The organism is Cellulomonas sp. Root485 (assembly GCF_001426705.1).
Lineage (GTDB): Bacteria > Actinomycetota > Actinomycetes > Actinomycetales > Cellulomonadaceae > Cellulomonas.
Genome location: NZ_LMFC01000001.1, coordinates 157097 through 174181, shown reverse-complemented (window position 1 = coordinate 174181; position 17085 = coordinate 157097). Strand labels below are relative to the sequence as shown.

At 75.2% G+C, this 17085-nt stretch carries 17 protein-coding genes; 3 read left to right on the top strand and 14 right to left on the bottom strand.

The genetic code is table 11. The annotated features are described in order from the left end of the window. Positions 1-1059: 1059 nt before the first annotated feature. The 4 genes from ASD16_RS00840 to ASD16_RS00825 all read right to left on the bottom strand — a co-directional run bounded on the left by ASD16_RS00840 (position 1060) and on the right by ASD16_RS00825 (position 3798). A complete protein-coding gene (locus tag ASD16_RS00840; RefSeq protein WP_055911889.1) occupies positions 1060-1395 on the bottom strand; it encodes an STAS domain-containing protein in 336 nt (111 codons plus the stop codon). Positions 1396-1417: 22 nt separating this feature from the next. Then, entirely contained in the window at positions 1418-2296 is an 879-nt protein-coding gene (locus ASD16_RS00835) for a biotin-dependent carboxyltransferase family protein (RefSeq protein ID WP_055911886.1), read from the bottom strand. Beyond that, a complete protein-coding gene (locus ASD16_RS00830) occupies positions 2293-2934 on the bottom strand; it encodes an allophanate hydrolase subunit 1 (protein WP_055915512.1) in 642 nt (213 codons plus the stop codon). Before ASD16_RS00830 ends, ASD16_RS00835 begins: the two co-directional genes overlap by 4 nt. 102 nt (positions 2935-3036) lie before the next feature. Next, a complete protein-coding gene (locus ASD16_RS00825) occupies positions 3037-3798 on the bottom strand; it encodes a LamB/YcsF family protein (RefSeq protein WP_055915511.1) in 762 nt (253 codons plus the stop codon). Positions 3799-3936: 138 nt separating this feature from the next. On the opposite strand from ASD16_RS00825, the gene ASD16_RS00820 reads away from it, so the two are divergent. Beyond that, entirely contained in the window at positions 3937-6642 is a 2706-nt protein-coding gene (locus ASD16_RS00820) for a DEAD/DEAH box helicase (RefSeq protein WP_235523179.1), read from the top strand. A 120-nt stretch (positions 6643-6762) separates the two neighbouring features. Here the strand turns inward: ASD16_RS00820 and ASD16_RS00815 are convergent, their stop codons facing one another. The 5 genes from ASD16_RS00815 to ASD16_RS22125 form a co-directional block, all read right to left on the bottom strand. Beyond that, complete coding sequence (locus ASD16_RS00815) at positions 6763-7227, bottom strand: GyrI-like domain-containing protein (protein WP_055911882.1); 465 nt, start codon at positions 7225-7227, stop codon at positions 6763-6765. A 50-nt stretch (positions 7228-7277) separates the two neighbouring features. Beyond that, positions 7278-7721 (bottom strand): hypothetical protein, encoded by a 444-nt coding sequence (locus ASD16_RS00810; protein WP_157453747.1) that lies wholly within the window; start codon positions 7719-7721, stop codon positions 7278-7280. Between the two features lie 535 nt (positions 7722-8256). Further along, complete coding sequence (locus ASD16_RS00805) at positions 8257-8628, bottom strand: Rv3654c family TadE-like protein (protein WP_055911879.1); 372 nt, start codon at positions 8626-8628, stop codon at positions 8257-8259. Beyond that, positions 8628-8978 (bottom strand): TadE family type IV pilus minor pilin, encoded by a 351-nt coding sequence (locus ASD16_RS00800; RefSeq protein WP_055911877.1) that lies wholly within the window; start codon positions 8976-8978, stop codon positions 8628-8630. The genes ASD16_RS00805 and ASD16_RS00800 overlap by 1 nt, the downstream gene beginning before the upstream one ends. Next, complete coding sequence (locus ASD16_RS22125; RefSeq protein ID WP_156374122.1) at positions 8975-9106, bottom strand: DUF4244 domain-containing protein; 132 nt, start codon at positions 9104-9106, stop codon at positions 8975-8977. The genes ASD16_RS00800 and ASD16_RS22125 overlap by 4 nt, the downstream gene beginning before the upstream one ends. Positions 9107-9861: 755 nt before the next feature. Here ASD16_RS22125 and ASD16_RS00790 point away from each other — a divergent pair. Next, complete coding sequence (locus tag ASD16_RS00790; protein ID WP_235523059.1) at positions 9862-11037, top strand: VOC family protein; 1176 nt, start codon at positions 9862-9864, stop codon at positions 11035-11037. Positions 11038-11267: 230 nt separating this feature from the next. On the opposite strand, the gene ASD16_RS00785 is transcribed toward ASD16_RS00790, so the two are convergent. Genes ASD16_RS00785 through ssd form a run of 4 tightly spaced genes read right to left on the bottom strand, consistent with a single transcriptional unit; the run spans position 11268 to position 14477 of the window. Continuing rightward, complete coding sequence (locus ASD16_RS00785) at positions 11268-11819, bottom strand: type II secretion system F family protein (protein WP_055911868.1); 552 nt, start codon at positions 11817-11819, stop codon at positions 11268-11270. Continuing rightward, entirely contained in the window at positions 11816-12520 is a 705-nt protein-coding gene (locus ASD16_RS00780) for a type II secretion system F family protein (protein WP_157453746.1), read from the bottom strand. The genes ASD16_RS00785 and ASD16_RS00780 overlap by 4 nt, the downstream gene beginning before the upstream one ends. Then, positions 12517-13716, bottom strand: coding sequence for a TadA family conjugal transfer-associated ATPase (locus ASD16_RS00775; protein WP_055911865.1), 1200 nt, complete (start codon positions 13714-13716; stop codon positions 12517-12519). The genes ASD16_RS00780 and ASD16_RS00775 overlap by 4 nt, the downstream gene beginning before the upstream one ends. Beyond that, positions 13713-14477: a septum site-determining protein Ssd gene (gene ssd, locus ASD16_RS00770; protein WP_082570529.1), complete on the bottom strand. Its 765-nt coding sequence runs from the start codon at positions 14475-14477 to the stop codon at positions 13713-13715. Before ssd ends, ASD16_RS00775 begins: the two co-directional genes overlap by 4 nt. 339 nt (positions 14478-14816) lie before the next feature. On the opposite strand from ssd, the gene ASD16_RS00765 reads away from it, so the two are divergent. After that, complete coding sequence (locus ASD16_RS00765; RefSeq protein WP_055911862.1) at positions 14817-15623, top strand: HAD family phosphatase; 807 nt, start codon at positions 14817-14819, stop codon at positions 15621-15623. A 555-nt stretch (positions 15624-16178) separates the two neighbouring features. Here ASD16_RS00765 and ASD16_RS00760 read toward each other — a convergent pair. Then, positions 16179-17015, bottom strand: coding sequence for a Fic family protein (locus ASD16_RS00760; protein ID WP_055911859.1), 837 nt, complete (start codon positions 17013-17015; stop codon positions 16179-16181). Positions 17016-17085: the final 70 nt, after the last annotated feature.

Here is a 17085-nt window from a genome sequence, read left to right as displayed (position 1 = left end):
TTGACCACGAGGAACACCGAACAGCTCGGCCGGACCAGCTCCTCCCAGATCGCCTGGCCGCTGTTCCCGCCGTCCGCACGGGCGACCTGGGTGGTCAGGCCGCCGGCGGTGTCGACGTAGCTGTGCGTCGCGACGATCGCCCGGCGGTCCGGGTACGCGGCCAGCACCCGCCGCGCCCAGTCGAGGACCGGGTCGGGGGCGTTGAACTCGAGGCTGAGCAGCAGGAAGTCCATGCCGCCCGCGGTGAACAGGGAGTAGCTGTCGAGGTTCTGCCGGTCCACGGGGTCGTCGCCGAACTGGTCCTGGCCGAAGTAGCCGCCGTAGGACGCCGTCGGTGAGTTCCAGGTCGCGTTCGCGTACCGGCTCACCGGGAAGTACTGCTGGTAGAGCGCCGCCGACCCCGTGGTCAGGTTCATGTCGTGGTTCCCAGGCAGCACCGCACTCGGCACGTTGGCCGCGTCGAGGATCGCCAGGTACTGCGAGGCGCGGTCCCACTGCACCGTCGCCGTCTCCACCCCGACGATGTCGCCGAGGTGCGCCACGAACGCGATGTTCAGCGGGTCCTTGTTGTCCGCGATCCACTGCGCCTGCTGCCGCATGATGTCGGTGTTCGCCGTCGTGCTCACGTAGTTCTGCGTGTCCGGCATGAGCATGAGCGTGAACGGGTCGCCCGTCCCCGGGGTGCCGGGGGTGTGCGCCTGCGCGTGGAACGTCACGTCCACCTGGGCGTCGTCGGGATCCGACGCGCGGACCTGCAGCTGCGCCGTCGAGGGCACCGAGGGCGCTCCGGCGACCGGGCCGACCAGGACGGGCACGCTCGGCGCGGCACCGCCGGCCTGCGCAGGCGTCACGAACCCCACGATGGCCAGGGCACTGACCGCACCGGTGGCGAGGCAGGCACGTAGCCGCATCGTCGTCCCCTCGCTGAACGGGGAGCGGTCGCCGCGACGTCGGCGGCCAGTCGTCCCGCGACGAGTTCACGCCCCGCGGAGAACCCTGTCAATATCTGACAAACCGGACACGGCGCGTTTCACCCGGTCGCGCGTCCAGGACACCCGATCAGGCGTCCAGGGCCGCCTCCACCGTGTCGTGCACCGTGAACACCTGGAGCAGCGCGGTGATCCGGAAGACCTTGAGCAGCTTCTCGGAGTCGATCACGAGCTGCAGCTGACCACCGGCCAGCCGGACCTTCTTCAGGGTGCCGACGAGGACGCCGAGGCCCGTCGAGTCCATGAACCGGACTGCCCGCAGGTCGATGACCAGGTCGGTCCGGTCCCGCTCGAGCAGCTCCGAGATCTGGTCGCGCAGCGCGTCGGCGGACGACACGTCGATCTCGCCCTCGACCGCCACGACGGTCCGGGGACCGACATCCCGGCTGGTCACACGCACATCCATCGGGTCCCCTCCCTCCGTGCATTCAAACAGACGCGAGGCCGTGGACGAAGGACACGCGGTCCCCCGGCCTGACCTGGGCGAGCCGGCCGTGCGCGTACCGCCGGACCACCGCGACCACCGGGTAGCCGCCCGTGACGGGATGGTCCACGCCGAACACGACGGGCTGCCCGTCCGGCGGCACCTGCACGGCACCGAGGACCAGCCCTTCCGACGGCAGCTCCCGTCCCGTGGCGTCGGGGGTGCGGGCGAGCGCCGGCCCCGTCAGGCGCACCGCCACCCGGTTCGTCGACGGCGTCACGTGCCACTCGCCGGCCTGCAACCGCGCGAGCACGTCCTCGAACCAGTCGGCGTGCGGCCCCGGCACCACGGGCAGCTCGACCCGGTCCGGCGGGGCCGCCACCGGCGCGAGGTCCACCACCGGCCAGCCCACCGGCGCGGCACCGACCGGCAGGACGTCACCGGCCCGCACGGGTCCCGGCCCGAGTGCGGCGAGCTGGTCCGTCGACCGGGACCCCAGCACCGTCGGCACGTCGATCCCGCCCCGCACCGCGACGTACGTCCGCAGCCCGGAGGTGACCGTGCCCAGCCGCAGCTCCGTGCCCGACCGCAGCTCCAGCACGGCCTCGTGTCCGACCGGCCGGTCGTCCAGCCACGCCGGTCCCCGGGCGCCCGCGAGCGCGACGGTCACGTCCCCGACGGCACGCACCCGCAGCCCGCCGAGCAGGACCTCGAGCCCCGCCGCGCCCTCGTCGTTGGCGACGAGCCGGTTGGCCAGCCGCAGCGCCCCCGCATCGGCCGCGCCCGACCGGCCGACCCCGATGTGCGCCCAGCCGGGCCGCCCCAGGTCCTCGACGAGCGTGAGCAGACCCGGCTCGAGCACCTCCAGCGCGCGGTCCGTCATGACGCCGTGAACCGCACGTGCGTGCCGGGCTGGAGGAGCGCCGGGGGGTCGCGGTGGACGTCGAAGAGCGTCCGCTCGCACCGGCCGAGCAGTCGCCAGCCGCCCGGGGTGGCCGCCGGATACACCGCGCTGAACTCGTCCGCGATCGCCACCGATCCCGCGGGGACACGCTCGCGCGGGCTGTCGAGGCGCGGCACGCGCAGCACCGGGTCCAGGCCGACCAGGTACGCGAAGCCCGCCATGAAACCGCCGAACGCCACCGTGTACCGCGCTCCCGTGTGCCGCGCGACGACCTCGTCGACCGTGAGCCCGGTCAGCCGGGAGACGTCGGCGAGGTCCGGGCCGTCGTAGTCGACGGCGAGCACGACCTCGCGGGCTTCTGCCTCGGCGGTCCGGTCGGACCGTGCAGCCCACCAGCGTTCCACCGGCAGCGCCCCGGGGTCCGCGTCCTCGCGTACCCGCAGCAGGAGCGTGCGCGCGGCCGGGACCTGGTCGACGATGCCCGCCGCGTCGGGGTCCGTGGTGCGCGCCGCCCGGACGGCGTCGTCGAGCGCGCGGACCTCCGCGAGCCCCGGGAGCTCGACGAGGACGGCGTCGTCCCCGTAGGGCACCACCCGAGGCGCGCGTGCGTCGGTCATGAGCCGATCCTGCCGGACGTCGGGCACGGGGACCGCGCCGGTCGTCTCCGTGACCCGACGCGCCACGCGCGGTGCGGCCCGTCCGCACCCGCGGGTCGTGCGTCAGGCCACGAAGGGCACGACCGCCACACCGTTCTCGACCAGGGCAGCCCGGACCGTCCGGGCCAGTGCCGCGGCCCCCGGGGTGTCGGAGTGCACGCACACCGACTCGGCACCCACCCGCACCTCGGTCCCGTCGACGGCCCGGACGACACCCTCCGTGGCGAGCCGCACCACCCGGGCGGCCACCTCGTCGGTGTCGGTGACCAGCGCCCCCGGCTCCGAGCGGGGCACGAGCGTGCCGTCCGCCCGGTAGCCGCGGTCGGCGAAGGCCTCCGTCACCGCACGCAGTCCCCGCGCAGTCGCAGCGGCCAGCACCGCGGACCCCGGCAGCCCCAGGACGGGCAGGTCCGTGAGCGCGGCGACGACCGCCTGTGCGTGCTCCTCGTGGTGGACGACCGCGTTGTAGAGCGCGCCGTGCGGCTTCACGTAGGCCACGCGTGTCCCCTCGTGGTGCGCGATCGCCTGCAGCGCCCCGATCTGCTGCGCCACCTGCGCCCGCAGCACGTCCGGCGGCACGTCGACGAAGCGGCGCCCGAAGTGCTCGCGGTCGAGGTAGGACACGTGCGCGCCGACGGCCACCCCACGGGCCGCCGCCGCCCGGCACACCGCGGCCATGATGCGCTCGTCGCCCGCGTGGAATCCGCACGCGACGTTCGCGCTGGTCACGACGTCGAGCAGCATGGTGTCGAGGCCGTCGACCCCCGGCTCCCAGGCGTCGACCTCCTCTCCGAGGTCGCAGTTGAGGTCGATCCGGTCCGCCATGCACCCGATCCTGCCCTCCCGCGCGTGGTGATGTGGGGGCGGCGCGGCGGTCGTCGGGCCCGGTGCGAGGATGGACGGGTGGTGGAACCCGGCGCGCTGCTCGACGTGCTGCTCGCCGCCGGGGGCCGCTCCGAGCGCATGACCCACGTCCGGCACCTGCCCGCGCGGGCCGGTACGCAGGCGGACTGGCCGTCGTGGGCGGACCCCGACCTCGTGCAGGGCTACCGCGCGCTGGGCGTCGACCGTCCCTGGCTGCACCAGGTCGAGGCCGCCGACGCCGCGTGGTCCGGTCGGCACACTGTCCTGGCGACCTCCACCGGGTCCGGCAAGTCCCTCGCGTTCTGGCTCCCCGCCCTGTCGACGGCCCGGGCCGCGAGCGCCCGGTCCCTGCTCGACCCCGGCCGCATCGAGTCGGTGACCCGGCGCGCGACGACCCTCTACCTGTGCCCGACCAAGGCGCTGGCCGCCGACCAGCTTGCCGCCCTCGACCGGCTCCTGGTGGCCGGCCGCACCCGCGACGTGCGGGTCTCCACCTGTGACGGCGACACGTCCCTCGACGAGCGACGCTGGGTGCAGGAGCACGCGGACGTCGTCCTGACCAATCCCGACTTCCTGCACTTCGCGCTCCTGCCCCAGCACCGGCGGTGGGCGCGGCTGCTCGGGTCGCTGCGGTACGTGGTGGTCGACGAGTGCCACGCGTTCCGCGGGGTGTTCGGTGCGCACGTCGGCCTGGTGCTGCGCCGCCTGCGCCGGCTCGCCGCGTCCTACGGTGCGACGCCGACGTTCCTGCTCGCGTCCGCCACCACGTCCGATCCCGCCGTGAGCGCGGCCCGGCTCATCGGCGTCGACCCGTCCGAGGTCACGGCCGTCACCGCCGACGCCTCCCCCGCCGGCCGCAAGACCTTCGTCCTGTGGCAGCCGCCTGAGCTGCCCGGCTCCGACGCCCCCTGGTCCGCGCTCCTGCCCGAGGACGACCCGTGGGCCACCCCGCTCGCGCTGCCCCGCCACGTGACCCGCAGCGCCGACGACCTGAGCCCACCCGCTCCGGACGACGTCTGGGCGGTACCCGGAACCGTCGCGACGCCGCCTCCCGCGTTCCCCGGCGCCGACGACCCCGTCGTCCTCGCGGAGGCCCTCGCCGAGATGCTCCCCGGGGTCGGCGACGGTCCTGGACCGAACCCCGGCAGGTTCGGAGCACGCGAGGCGTCGGGCGCGGGCCTCGATCCCGGCCTACCCACCACGCACCTCGATGCCGGCGCGCCCACGACGGCCTGGGAGTCCGGTTCGCTCGGCACGGGCGAGGGGTCCGGCCCGCTCGGCACGGGCGAGCGGTTCGTCGCGGAGCCGTCCGACCGGCCGCGCCGCACCGCGACCGCCGAGATCGCGGACCTCCTCGCCGACCTCACCGCCGCGGGAGCCCGCTCGCTCGCGTTCACGCGGTCACGCCGTGGCGCCGAGTCCGTCGCGGCCACCACCCGGGCGCACCTGCTGGAGATCGACCCCACGTTCGCGACGTCCGTGCAGGCCTACCGCGGCGGCTACCTGCCCGAGGAGCGTCGGGCCCTGGAGTCCGCGATCCGGTCCGGCGCACTGCGGGCGCTCGCGACGACCAACGCCCTGGAGCTGGGCGTCGACATCTCCGGGCTCGACGCCGTGCTCATCGCCGGCTGGCCCGGCACCCGCGTCTCGCTGTGGCAGCAGGCGGGCCGCGCCGGACGAGCGGGCACCGACGGGCTCGTCGTCCTCGTCGCCCGCGAGGACCCGCTCGACACGTTCCTGGTGCACCACGCCGAGGCGATCTTCGACGCCCCCGTCGAGGCCACCGTCTTCGACACCACCAACCCCTACGTGCTGGCGCCGCACCTGTGCGCCGCCGCCGCCGAGCTGCCGCTGCGGTCCGAGGAGCTCGGCCTCTTCGGGCCACGCACCGCCGAGCTGCTCGCCGAGCTGGTCGAGCGCGGGACCCTGCGGCGGCGGCCGTCCGGCTGGTACTGGACGCACAACGAGCAGGCCAGCCGTCTGACCGACCTGCGCGGCGCCGGCGGCGACCCCGTCCGCGTCGTCGAGTCCGTCACCGGCCGCCTGCTCGGCACGGTCGACGCCGCCTCCGCCGACTCCACCGTGCACGACGGCGCCGTCTACGTGCACCAGGGCGCCTCGTTCGTCGTCGACGAGCTCCGGCTCGAGGACGGCGTCGCCCTCGTCACCCGCCGCGACGTCGACTACGGCACCTGGGCGCGCTGGGTCACGACGACCGAGATCCAGTCCGTCGACGCCGAGGTGCCCTGGGGACCGGTCACCTGGGGGTTCGGGTCCGTCGACGTGACCACCCAGGTCCTCGGCTACCAGCGCAAACGCATCCCCGACCTGCAGGTGCTCGGCACCGAGGAGCTCGACCTGCCCGCCCGCACCCTGCGCACGACCGCCGTGTGGTGGACCGCGCCGGCCGAGGTCCTCCTCGCCGCCGGGGTCACCGTCGAGGCCGCCCCGGGTGCCCTGCACGCCGCCGAGCACGCGTCGATCGGCCTCCTCCCGCTGCTCGCGACGTGCGACCGGTGGGACCTCGGCGGGCTGTCGACCGCGCTGCACGTCGACACCGAGCACGCCACCGTGTTCGTCCACGACGCCTATCCCGGCGGGGCCGGCTTCGCAGAGCGCGGCTTCGCGCTCGGAGCGACCTGGTTGCGAGCCACCCGGGACGCCATCGCCGCCTGCCGCTGCTTCGCCGGGTGCCCTGCGTGCGTGCAGTCGCCCAAGTGCGGCAACGCGAACAACCCGCTGGACAAGGCGGCCGCGATCCGCCTGCTCACCGCGGTCCTCGCCCACGCACCGACGGCCTCCTGAACGTCCGAGGGCGGCGGCCCTCGCGCGCCCGGGCCGGTGCGGCGTTCGTGCCTCGCTTCTGCGCGATCGCCCCCCGCGCCACGCGCGACGCCGCGGGCGCCCGCGAGAGCGGCCGTCAGCTCACCGGACGATAGGCAGCACCAGGCGCGTCTCGTTCTGGCTCGCGTCGGCAGCCTCCGCCGGGTCCGTGACGTACACCTCGAGGAAGTCGCCCCGCATCTGGGCGGACTGCTCCGACATCCACGTGCGGAGCTCGTCCCACGCTCCCGCAAGGCCGTCGTAGCTGCCGACATGCATCCCGACCGCCGCCGGGCCGCCCGGCAGCTCGACGACCTCGACCCCGCCCCCCAGCGAGCGGACGCCGTCCGCGCCGACCCAGAAGCCCGCGGCGAGGTCGACCGAGTCCGTCGGCATGTCCCGGTACCAGCCGAACGCGGGGCCGGTGACGGCCAGCCCTGCCGCCGTGACCTCCTCGAGCACCGCGCGGTAGGCGCGGTCGTAGAAGGCTGCCAGGGCGTCCATGGCGACGCGCTCGCGTACGACGGCGACCAGATCGGTCGGCTGGTCCTCGACGGTGATGTCCACGGTGCTCCTCGGGTCGGTCTGGTCTGGTCCCGGTCGACGACGGGCGTGCGTCAGGAGGTGCCGTGGCACCTCGCCACCACCTTCACCGAGCGCGCGTCGTCGGCGTACTCGACGAGGGTGTTCTCGTCCATGATCACGGCGGACACCTCTGCCGCGCCACGGGTGAACTCCGCGGTGCCCGGAGGAGCGCTGACCGGGAGGACGACATGCACCAGGTGCCGACGTCCGTCGCAGACGAGCGGGAGTCCCGCCCAGGCGAAGACGTCACCCTGGGTGGCGTTGACGAAGCCTTCCCACTGCACACCGTCGACCGGCCGGCACCGGACGAGAAGCCGGACCGTGATCGCAGCGCCTCCGTCGGTGAGGTGCGCTGCCGGCAGGACCGTCACCTCAGCGACGGGTTGTCGTGTCGCCGCTGCGGCCGGCTGAGCCGCGAGCCCCGACATCGCTGCCACGAGAAGCGCGATGAATCCGAGAGCCATCTTGCGCAACATCTTCTTCCTCCTTCTCCTTCTCCTTGCTCACTGTCGTGTCCGCGAGCTCCTTGCTCACTGTCGTGTCCGCGAGCCGTCGCAACGCTCGGCGGAGCCTCGGCGCGACGGTGCACGCACGCGGCTCTCACCCGTGGTCGTGGCGAGGGCTGCCGGGACTGCCGGGACCTTCCTGAGTCGACCGCCGAGCGCCTGCCACTCGGGCGACGTCTCCCAGCGTGACCGCTGGCGAACCGCGACTGCGCGCCCTCGATCGGTACCGGCGCGTTGCCTCACGGACCTCGCGCCGTTCAGCTCGCACCGAGTCTGCGGCGGCCAGGTCGTGGACCGCGGGACGAGCGCGCGCCGGCGGCCAGGTCGTGGACCGCGGGACGAGCGCGCGCCGGCGACCTGCTCGTGCCGCGCGGGGTCCGCCCATGGCTCCTCCCAGCTCAACCGTCCGCCGGGCGGGGTCGACGCGCTAGGGACCAAATGCCCTGGTAACCGGTACGCGCGGGCGATCAGGTGCCGTGATCACCAGCAGATCAGGGACCACCCGTCACCGGCGGGCCGACGTCGGACCGGCCCGAGCGGACGCCGTCGCGGAACCGGCTGGTCCCCGCACTGCGACTCGCACGGTGACCACACCGGCTCCCTCGTCCGTGCACGACGAGAGCCTCGCTCCGTTGCGGCGCACGACCTCCGCGGCGGTCGGGCACGGGTCGCCGGGCTGCCCGGCCAGCAGCCGCGACGCTGCGGCGAGCGCGCCGAGGTCGGCCGCCGTCTGCGCGCGGCCCCGACCGAGCTGTGCGGAGCCCAACAGCCCGAGCAGGGCCGCGACGACCAGGGTGACCGCGACGAGCGCGAGCAGCAGCACCGTGCCCGAACCCTGGTCGTCCCCGCGCCCGAGGAACCGGCGGCGCCGGACCATCACGGCTCGACCCGAGCCACCGCGGTCGCCCGGGCCTGCAGCGGTGAGCCGCCCCACGACGCCGGACCCACGGGCGACGACACCGCGACGGTCACCCACTCGTCGGCGCGGGAGACCGCGACCGTCGCATCTGCACCCGCCAGCCGGCGCGCCGTCGTCGTGACCTCGACGTCCGGTTCCCCGAGGGCGGCCGCCCGCGCGCCGGCTCGTGCGGCGTCGGTGCACCGCGTCTGCGCGATCGCCGCCGACGCGACCGTGAGCAGCGCGACCAGCAGGAGGACCACCGCGGGCAGACCGATCGCGAGCTCGGCGGTGACGCTGCCGCGGTCCCACCGGCTCGCGGCGGTCACAGCGACAACGCCTGACGGATGATCCCGAGAAGCAGCCCCTTGACCTCGTTCCCCTTGAGGATCACGACGAGCAGCCCCGCGAAGCCGACCGCCGCGAGCGTCGCGATCGCGTACTCGGCGGTCGCCATCCCCGCATCCGCCAGCCCGGCCCGAGCGCGCCGACCCCGGTCGTGCCACGCCAGGATGGTCCGCGGGAGCCTCCGACGACGTCGACCGGCCGATGTGTGCCGACCGTCAGGCCGTGCGCTCGAAGGCCTCGTCTGGTCGGTCGTGCTCGGCGGATCGGCCTCCTCCGGTGCGGCACCGAGCGGTGGGACCAACCGCAGCGCGGCACCGCCAGGTGTCGGGTCGTCGTCGTGCGGGTGCGTGCGGTCCGCCTCAGGAACCACCGTGTGGTGCGTCATGACCTCTCCTCTCACGTCGCGCCACGGACTGTCCGGCGCCCTGCCAGCGTCGACGGCGGCGTGGGCGCGCAGGGGGCACCCCGACACATCGGTGGGCCGGGCACCGATCGACGGGGCTGTGGACGTCTCGACCGGCGCCGGTTGCCCCGCGAGCGCGTCCGAGTAGCGCTCCGGCAGTTCGGCACGTCGCGAACGACGCGGGCGATCCTGCGCGAGCGCGTCCGAGCCGCGCTCCAGCCGTGCGGCACGTCGCGAACGACGCGGCCGTCCTGCGCGAGCGCGTCCGAGCCGCGCACTCCAGTCGTGCGGCACGTCGCGATCGACGCGGGCCGTCCTGCGCGAGCGCGTCCGCGAGGTGCATCAGTGGCGCGGTTCGGCGGCGGCCCGTCCGCTCGGCAGCGGCGACCTGCCACGGCCCGGTCGGCACAGGAGCACCGACCGGACGGGCGGTGTCCGAGGCGGGTCCTACAGTGCCGGGTATGTCACAGATCGGGGCGGACTGGCGGATGGTCGACGGCGTTGCGACGGCATGGTTCGAGGCGCCGTCGCTGATCGAGGGGGCTGCCCTGGCCGGGCGCGTCGTGGAGCTGTCGGCCGAGATCCTGGTCGACCTGCGCGCGACCGGACTGCGGGTCCGGCTCGACTCCGACGAGCATGCCGAGGCGGTCTCTGCGGCAGCGCGGGAGCTCGGGCTGGCAGCGAACCCTGCGCTGCTGCAGCACCTGAGCGTCGTGCTCGAGTCCGCGGACCCGTCCGTGGTGAGGCCGTTCTGGCAGCGCGCCCTCGACTACACACCTGCCGAGGACGGCGGTCTGGCGGACCCGTTGCGGCGCGACCCCACGATGCGGATCCGGCAGTCGCCGGAGCCGCGGCCCTTGCGCAACCGCATCCACCTCGACGTGGTGCGGCCTGCCGTCGCAGTTGAGCAGGCCGGCCTCGGTGAGGCGTTCGGTGCGTTCGGGGTCTGTCACAGCGACGCCGACGGCAACGAGGTCGACCTGGTGCCGGGGGACGCACTCAGCGAGACGCCCGGGACCGCCGACTGGCAGGCGGTCTTCAGCGCGATGGCGTGCTACCGCGTCACGTCGGTGGCACAGCAGCGTGACCTGACCGTCGCAGCGGCCGCGCTGGCCGCCGACGTGGGCTTTCCGCTGGTGGTCGACCTGCGGCCCGGCCTCGTGATCCTCGACAGCGGCAAGGACCAGTGGGTGGACGACGCACACGGCCTCGATCTCGACTTCACCGTTCTCGCCGGGAGCATCCAGACCGCTGCCCGCGAGCTCGGGGCCACAGCGGACCCGGGGCTGCCGCGCTTCGCGCAGCTCTTCCTCGACGCCGCCGACGTCGTTGCGGTCCGCGCGTTCTGGGCCGCCGCACTCGGCTACGTCCCCGACCGGCGGGCCGAGGCCACCGACATCGTCGATCCGCGCCGGCTGAACCCGGTGCTGCTGTTCCAGGAGCTCGACACGTCAGAGACGGAGCGGCGCCGGCAGCGCAACCGCATCCACGTCGAGCTCGAAGTGCCGTCGGACCTCGCTCCGTCGCACGTCGCCACGACCCTCGCAGCCGGCGGCCGGCTCCTCGACGAGTCCGAGGGTCGCTGGCGGGTCGCCGACCCCGAAGGCAACGAGCTCGTGATCGTCAGCGGGGCGTGAGCGCGTCGTCGACTTGAGCTCCACGCTTGCGTTCAGCCCCACACGTCGCGCACGGCCCGGCCGCAGCCCTGACACCCACGGCGGTGGCGGCGAGAGCGCCAGCGCGGCGGCACGGTTCGCGGCTGCCCGTGCAACAGCCGCCAACTGTGGCAGCGAGAGCGCCGGCAGCGGTGGCACCGTTGGCGGCTGCCCTGCGGACGGACGCGCAGCGGCCGCCCTGGCGGACGTCGTCACCCGAACAGGTCGCCCGCCAGGCTGAGGAGCATCGGCACGAGCCCGAGCAGGACGAACGCGGGCAGGAAGCACAGCCCGAGCGGCAGGACGAGCTGCACCCCGAGCGCGCCCGCAGCGGTGCGGGATCGGGTGCGGCGGTCCCGTCGCAGCTGGTCCGCCCGCCCGCGCAGCGCCGGCCCGGGTGCTGTCCCGGTGGTCCAGCTCGCCTCGAGGGCACTGACGACCTCCGTCAGTGCCGAGCCCGCCCACGCCGACGGCCACGACGCTCCCAGCAGCAACGCGGCGCCACCTCGCGCGAGGTCGTCCCCCTGCTGACCGCCGACGGCCGCACCGACTGCGGACAATGCCCGCGGCAGGGATGCCCCGGTGCCGATCGCGACATCGAGCAGGTCGAGCAGGAGCACCGCGTCCATCGGCCCGGGCGCGAGCGCGGGATCCTCCGGGCGAGACGTCTCTTGCGCGGACGGCGCCCCGGCGACCCACCACCACGGGCTGGTCGCCGCACCGCACGAGAGGGCGACGAGCGCGGCAAGCACGGCGGGGGTCACGACCCGCCCGCCGGGGACCTGCGTGCGCGGTCGTCGCCGGCTCGACCCGCCCTCTTGAGGAGCGTGGCCGTCCACCAGCGCCCCAGCAGGAGCAACGTCACACCGAGCATCGCCGACGCCGTCCCGAGACCGCCCGACAGGACCACCGCGACGGGGTCAGCGCCCAGCAGAGCGCCGAGCGCGACGCCGAGGAGCGGGAGCCACGCGAGCACCTGCGCTGTGGAGCGCGGTCCGGCCAGGGCCGCTCGGCGTTCGCCGTCGGCCTCCTCGTCGGCCGCGACGGCGGACGCGATCCGTTCGAGCACACCCGCGAGCGGTGCGCCGAGCTCGTCGGAGAGCCGGGCCGCCGCCAGCGCCGCACGGACGCGCTGCACCGCTCCCTCGTCGCTGCGCCTGGAGGGGTCAGCGCGCCGACGGAACCGCGACCGAGGTCGGGAGGTTGCCGTGAGCAGCGCGTCGAGGGTCGGCACCGAGCCGACCGGTACTCCTCCGCCCGCTCGGGACCAGGCCTCGCCGGGCGTCGCCCCCGCGCGGAGCTGAGCGCACACACCGAGCAGGACCGCCGACAGGTCGGGCACCGACCGCGCACGCGCCGGCTGGTCGAGCGGTCGTTCCCGCGCGCGGAGTCCGACCGGGCGGCCTCCGCTGCCGGCGGCCGCCAGGACAGCCAACGCCACGAGCGCCCCGACCACACCGCTCACGGCGGCGGCCTGAGCTCGGCGCGGGCGCCCGACAGGCCGAGACGGTCCGCGAGCGCCGACCAGGCCGGTCCGGGCGTGGTGACGCCCGACGGCTCGACGCGGATCGCGCACGCGACCTCGAGCTCGCCCGACACCGCCCGTCGCACGACGCCGACCTCGGAGACGTACCGTCGGTCCGCGCGACGCAGGTGCAGGACCGCGTCGAACGCGCTCGCGGCCTGCGCCGCGACTGCCTCGCGGGACATCCCGGCCAGCGCCGCGAGCGCCTCGAGCCGCGCGGGCACGTCAGCGGCGGTGTTGGCGTGCACGGTGGCGCACCCACCGTCGTGTCCGGTGTTCAGGGCGGCGAGCACCTCCCGGACCTCGGCGCCCCGGCACTCCCCGAGGACGATCCGGTCGGGCCGCATGCGCAGCGCGTGCCGGACCAGGTCGGTCAGGTCCACGCGTCCGGCGCCGTCGACGTTCGCGTGCCGCGCGAGCAGCCGGACGACGTGCGGGTGCGCGGGAGCGAGCTCGCCGGCCTCCTCCACGACCACGAGGCGTTCGTCGTGCGGGACCAGCGAGAGCAGTGCGGCGAGCAGGGTCGTCTTACCCGAACCCGTCGCACCGGAGACCAGGATGTTCGCCCGGGTCGCGACGAGCGCGCGGACCACGGGCACCAACGGCGGTGCGAGCGTCCCGGAGGCGACGAGCTGCTCCACGGTGAACGCGCGGGACCGCACCACCCGCAGGCTGATCAGCGCGCAGGCGCCCGCCACAGGCGGCAGCACCGCGTGCAGCCGGGTGCCGTCCGGCAACCGGGCGTCGACTGCAGGGGACGCGTCGTCGAGTCGCTGCCCACCCGCTGCCGCGAGCCGGACCGCGAGCGCTCGGACGTCGTCGGCGCCGCCGAGGTCCACGTCCGCGCGGCCCAGGCGCCCGGCCCGCTCCACCCAGACGTCGCGGGGACCGTTGACCAGCACGTCGGTGACGTCGGGGTCGTCGAGGAGCACCTGCAGCCGACCGGCCCCGAAGAGCTCGTCACGCACCGTCCGGGTGACCGAGCGCAACGCACTGGAGCCGAGCACCGCCCCCGCGTCGCGCGCCGCCGCCTCGACGGCGACGCCGAGGGAGCCGTCGGGCGCGGCGTGCGAGCCGAGCCGGGCCCGGACCGCGTCGAGGAAGTCGGGCCCGACACCGCGGACCAGGGTGCTCACGTCAGGGTCCTGTGCAGTGCGGCGACGACGCGAGCCGCGTACCGAGCCGTGCGGCCGGCGTCGGGCACCCCGCCGCGCTCGAGGGCGGGCACCAGCCCACGGTCGGCCGGCAGGCTCATCAGGACCGGCAGGTCGACAGCCGCCGACAGCTCGGCCGCACCGAGCCCTCCGGGCGCCGGGCCGCGGACGAGCAGCCAGGTCGGTACGACCGGTGGGCCGAGGTGGGGTCGCATCGCGAGAACGCCGGCGACCGTGCGCAGGTCCGGCGGCGTCACGACGAGCACCGCGTCGCACGCACCCACCAGCGACTCGCCCGCGACGACCGCGGCGCGGTCCAGGTCGAGCACGAGCGCCCCGGCCTCCGCGGTCAGAGCGTGCAGCACGTCGGCGACGACGGCCGGTTCGGGTGCCCCCGGTCGTGCCCGGTCCGCGCTCAGCACCGCGCACGCGCCCCACCGCGGCAGCAGCGCGAGCACGTCGGCACCGGACACCTCGCCCCGCGCGTCCGCCAGGTCCGGCCAGCGCACCCCGTCGGCGGCCTCGAGCCCGAGCAGCACGTCGATGCCCGCGGACGCTCGGTCCAGGTCGACGAGCGCGGTCGCGGTGCGTCGGGCGAGGTGGCGGGCGACGGCTGCGGCGAGGGTCGACGCCCCCGCGCCACCGCGCCCGCCGACGACGCCGACGACGAGCGCGCGCTGCGGGGTCGAGGCGACCGACGGCCAGGTCGGGTGGACGGGACGGGCTCCGGCGAGGGGGGTCATCGGTACCGCCTCTCCGTCGTTGTCCGACCTGACCGCCGGCGCACGACGAACACTGCCCCGGCCCACCGGCGCGACGAGCACGGCCGTGTCGTTCGGTGGACGTCGATGCGGCTCGCTGGGCTGTGGGCGGCTCGGCACGGGCGGCCGGGCACCCCTCCCAGCGCCCGGCCTGCCGGGCACCGGCCCGTCGTCACGCCCCGTCGACCCGTCACGGCGGCCTCATCCGCCCGGCCCGCCCTTCGCCCCCGCACTGTCAGCCTCGCCCACTAGGCTCGCGCCGAGCCGCCAGGCACCCCGACACGGGCCCGCCTCCATCGACGACGACCGCCCCGGAGCAGCATGGACGAGGACCTGACGCAGCACGACGTGCCGCGCGAGGCCGCCTTCTTCGACCTCGACAAGACGATCATCGCGACGTCGTCCGCCACGGCCTTCTCCCGCCCGTTCCTGGCCGAGGGCCTGCTCACGCGGCGGTCCGTCCTGCGCACGGCGTACGCGCAGCTGCTCTACCTCGTGGGTGGGGCCGACGAGGACCAGACGGAGCGCCTGCGCGCGCAGCTGTCCCGCATGGTCGCGGGCTGGGACGTGTCGCTGGTGTCCTCGATCGTCGCCGAGACGTTGCACGAGTCGATCGACCCGACCGTCTACGCGGAGGCCGTCGCGCTCATCGAGGCGCACCACGCCGCGGGCCGGGACGTCGTGGTGGTGTCCGCGTCGGGTGCCGAGGTGGTCGAGCCGATCGCCGCGATCCTCGGAGCGGACCGCGTCATCGCGACCCGGATGAACGTGGTCGACGGCCGGTACACGGGCGAGATCGACTTCTACGCGTACGGGGAGAACAAGGCGTCGGCCATCCGGGACCTCGCGGCGGTCGAGGGCTACGACCTCGAGGCCAGCTACGCGTACTCGGACTCGATCACGGACGCGCCGATGCTCGGCACGGTGGGGCACGCGTTCGCCGTGAACCCGGACCGCGCGCTGCGCCGGCTCGCGGTCGAGCGCGGCTGGGGGACGTTGTCGTTCGTCCGCCCGGTGCCGCTGTTCCCGCGCCGGGCACGCATCGCCACGGCGGGCGTCGTGACGGTCGTCGTGGTGGCCGTGGCGGTCGTCTGGGTCGCCGTGCGACGGCGCCGTCGGAGCCGCTGAGCTCGTCCCGCATCACGGACACTCGTCCCAGCATCCGGCGGGTGGGTGGACGTGGCCTGCGGCGTCGTCGCCCTGGGTTCCGCTCGTCCGGGAACTGCGGTACGACAGGGGTCACAACTGCATGACCGAGAAGGCACCCACGCGCAGGAGAGCCCACCTATGGGCAGGTCGACCGGGCTGGACCCGTCGCGACCGACACCGGTGCACGCTTGATCACCTTCCCGGTCGGCTGTTGGCGACGGCGCCCCCAGGGGCGCCGTCGTTCGTCGTGAGGGGCGACGGACGCGGCCCCGACCAAGCCATGAGTGACGCGCACAGGCGAGGAGACGTCACCCATGGCTTTCGACGCAGAGGACGCGCGGCCCGCGGCCCCGACCAAGCCATGAGTGACGCGCACCGGCGACGAGACGTCACCCATGGCTTGTTCGACGCACGAGGACGCGGGACGCGGGACGTGAGGCGGGGCCGCGGGACGTGAGGCGGGGCCGCGCGACGTGAGGCGGGCCGCGGGGCGACGCCGGACGCGCGATGCGACCTGCGACGACGCCGGCTGGGCTAGGGCGATCCCAGCGATCCCAGCGAGCCCGCCAGCACCCCGTCCGCGATGACGCGTGCCTCGGCCGCACCGGCCTCCACCGCGTTGCCGTAGCCGCGCACCCAGGCGGCCACCCCGTCGGGCGAGCCCGTTGCGAACCCCGCCGCCGCGCCCAGGTACGGGTTCAGGGCCGCGGCCCAGGCGCCCTCGGGAACCAGGGACCCCGTCGGGTCGAGGCCCCGCGCGGTCAGCAGCAACCGCGCCACCGCGCGGGCGACCACCCCGTTCGCGGCGGCGAAGGGCCGCAGGGTGAGGAGCTCGCCGTGCACGACGGCAGCGACGACGAGCGCCGGCGCCGACGACTCCCGCACGGTCCGGCCGAGCAGCTCGACGCGGGCGGCCAGCTCGTCGGCGACGGGTGCGGGACCCAGACCCCGCAGGTCGCCGGGCTGCTCGGTCGACCGCAACCGACCCACCGACTCGTCGGGCAGCCAGCCGCCGGTCGCGGCGGCGTGCACCTGCGCGAGCAGCTGGCCGAGCGGCGGGAGGGCGACGGAGCCGCGGTCGCCGAGCGCCGGCATCCAGCGCTCCACCAGGGCGGTCGCTCGGAGCGCACCGACGACGACGGGCTCGTTCCCGCCCTCGGTGGCCAGCGACCGCACCAGCGACAGCGGCACGCGCACGCCCTCCATCTCGCAGGACGCCCGGGTCGCCCGCAGACCTGCCTCGGCCCGGACCTCGCGCCAGCGGCGCCGGAAGGCCTCGTGCCAGCGCAGCTCCTCGCAGGCGACCCGGGCACGGTCGACGGCGTCGGCCACCCCGGGCAGGTCGAGCAGCGGTGCGAGAGGGTCGGTCACGCCGTGACTCTAGTGAGCCCGCACCCGGCCGCGACGGCCCCTCATCCGCCCGGCACACGTCACAATGTCC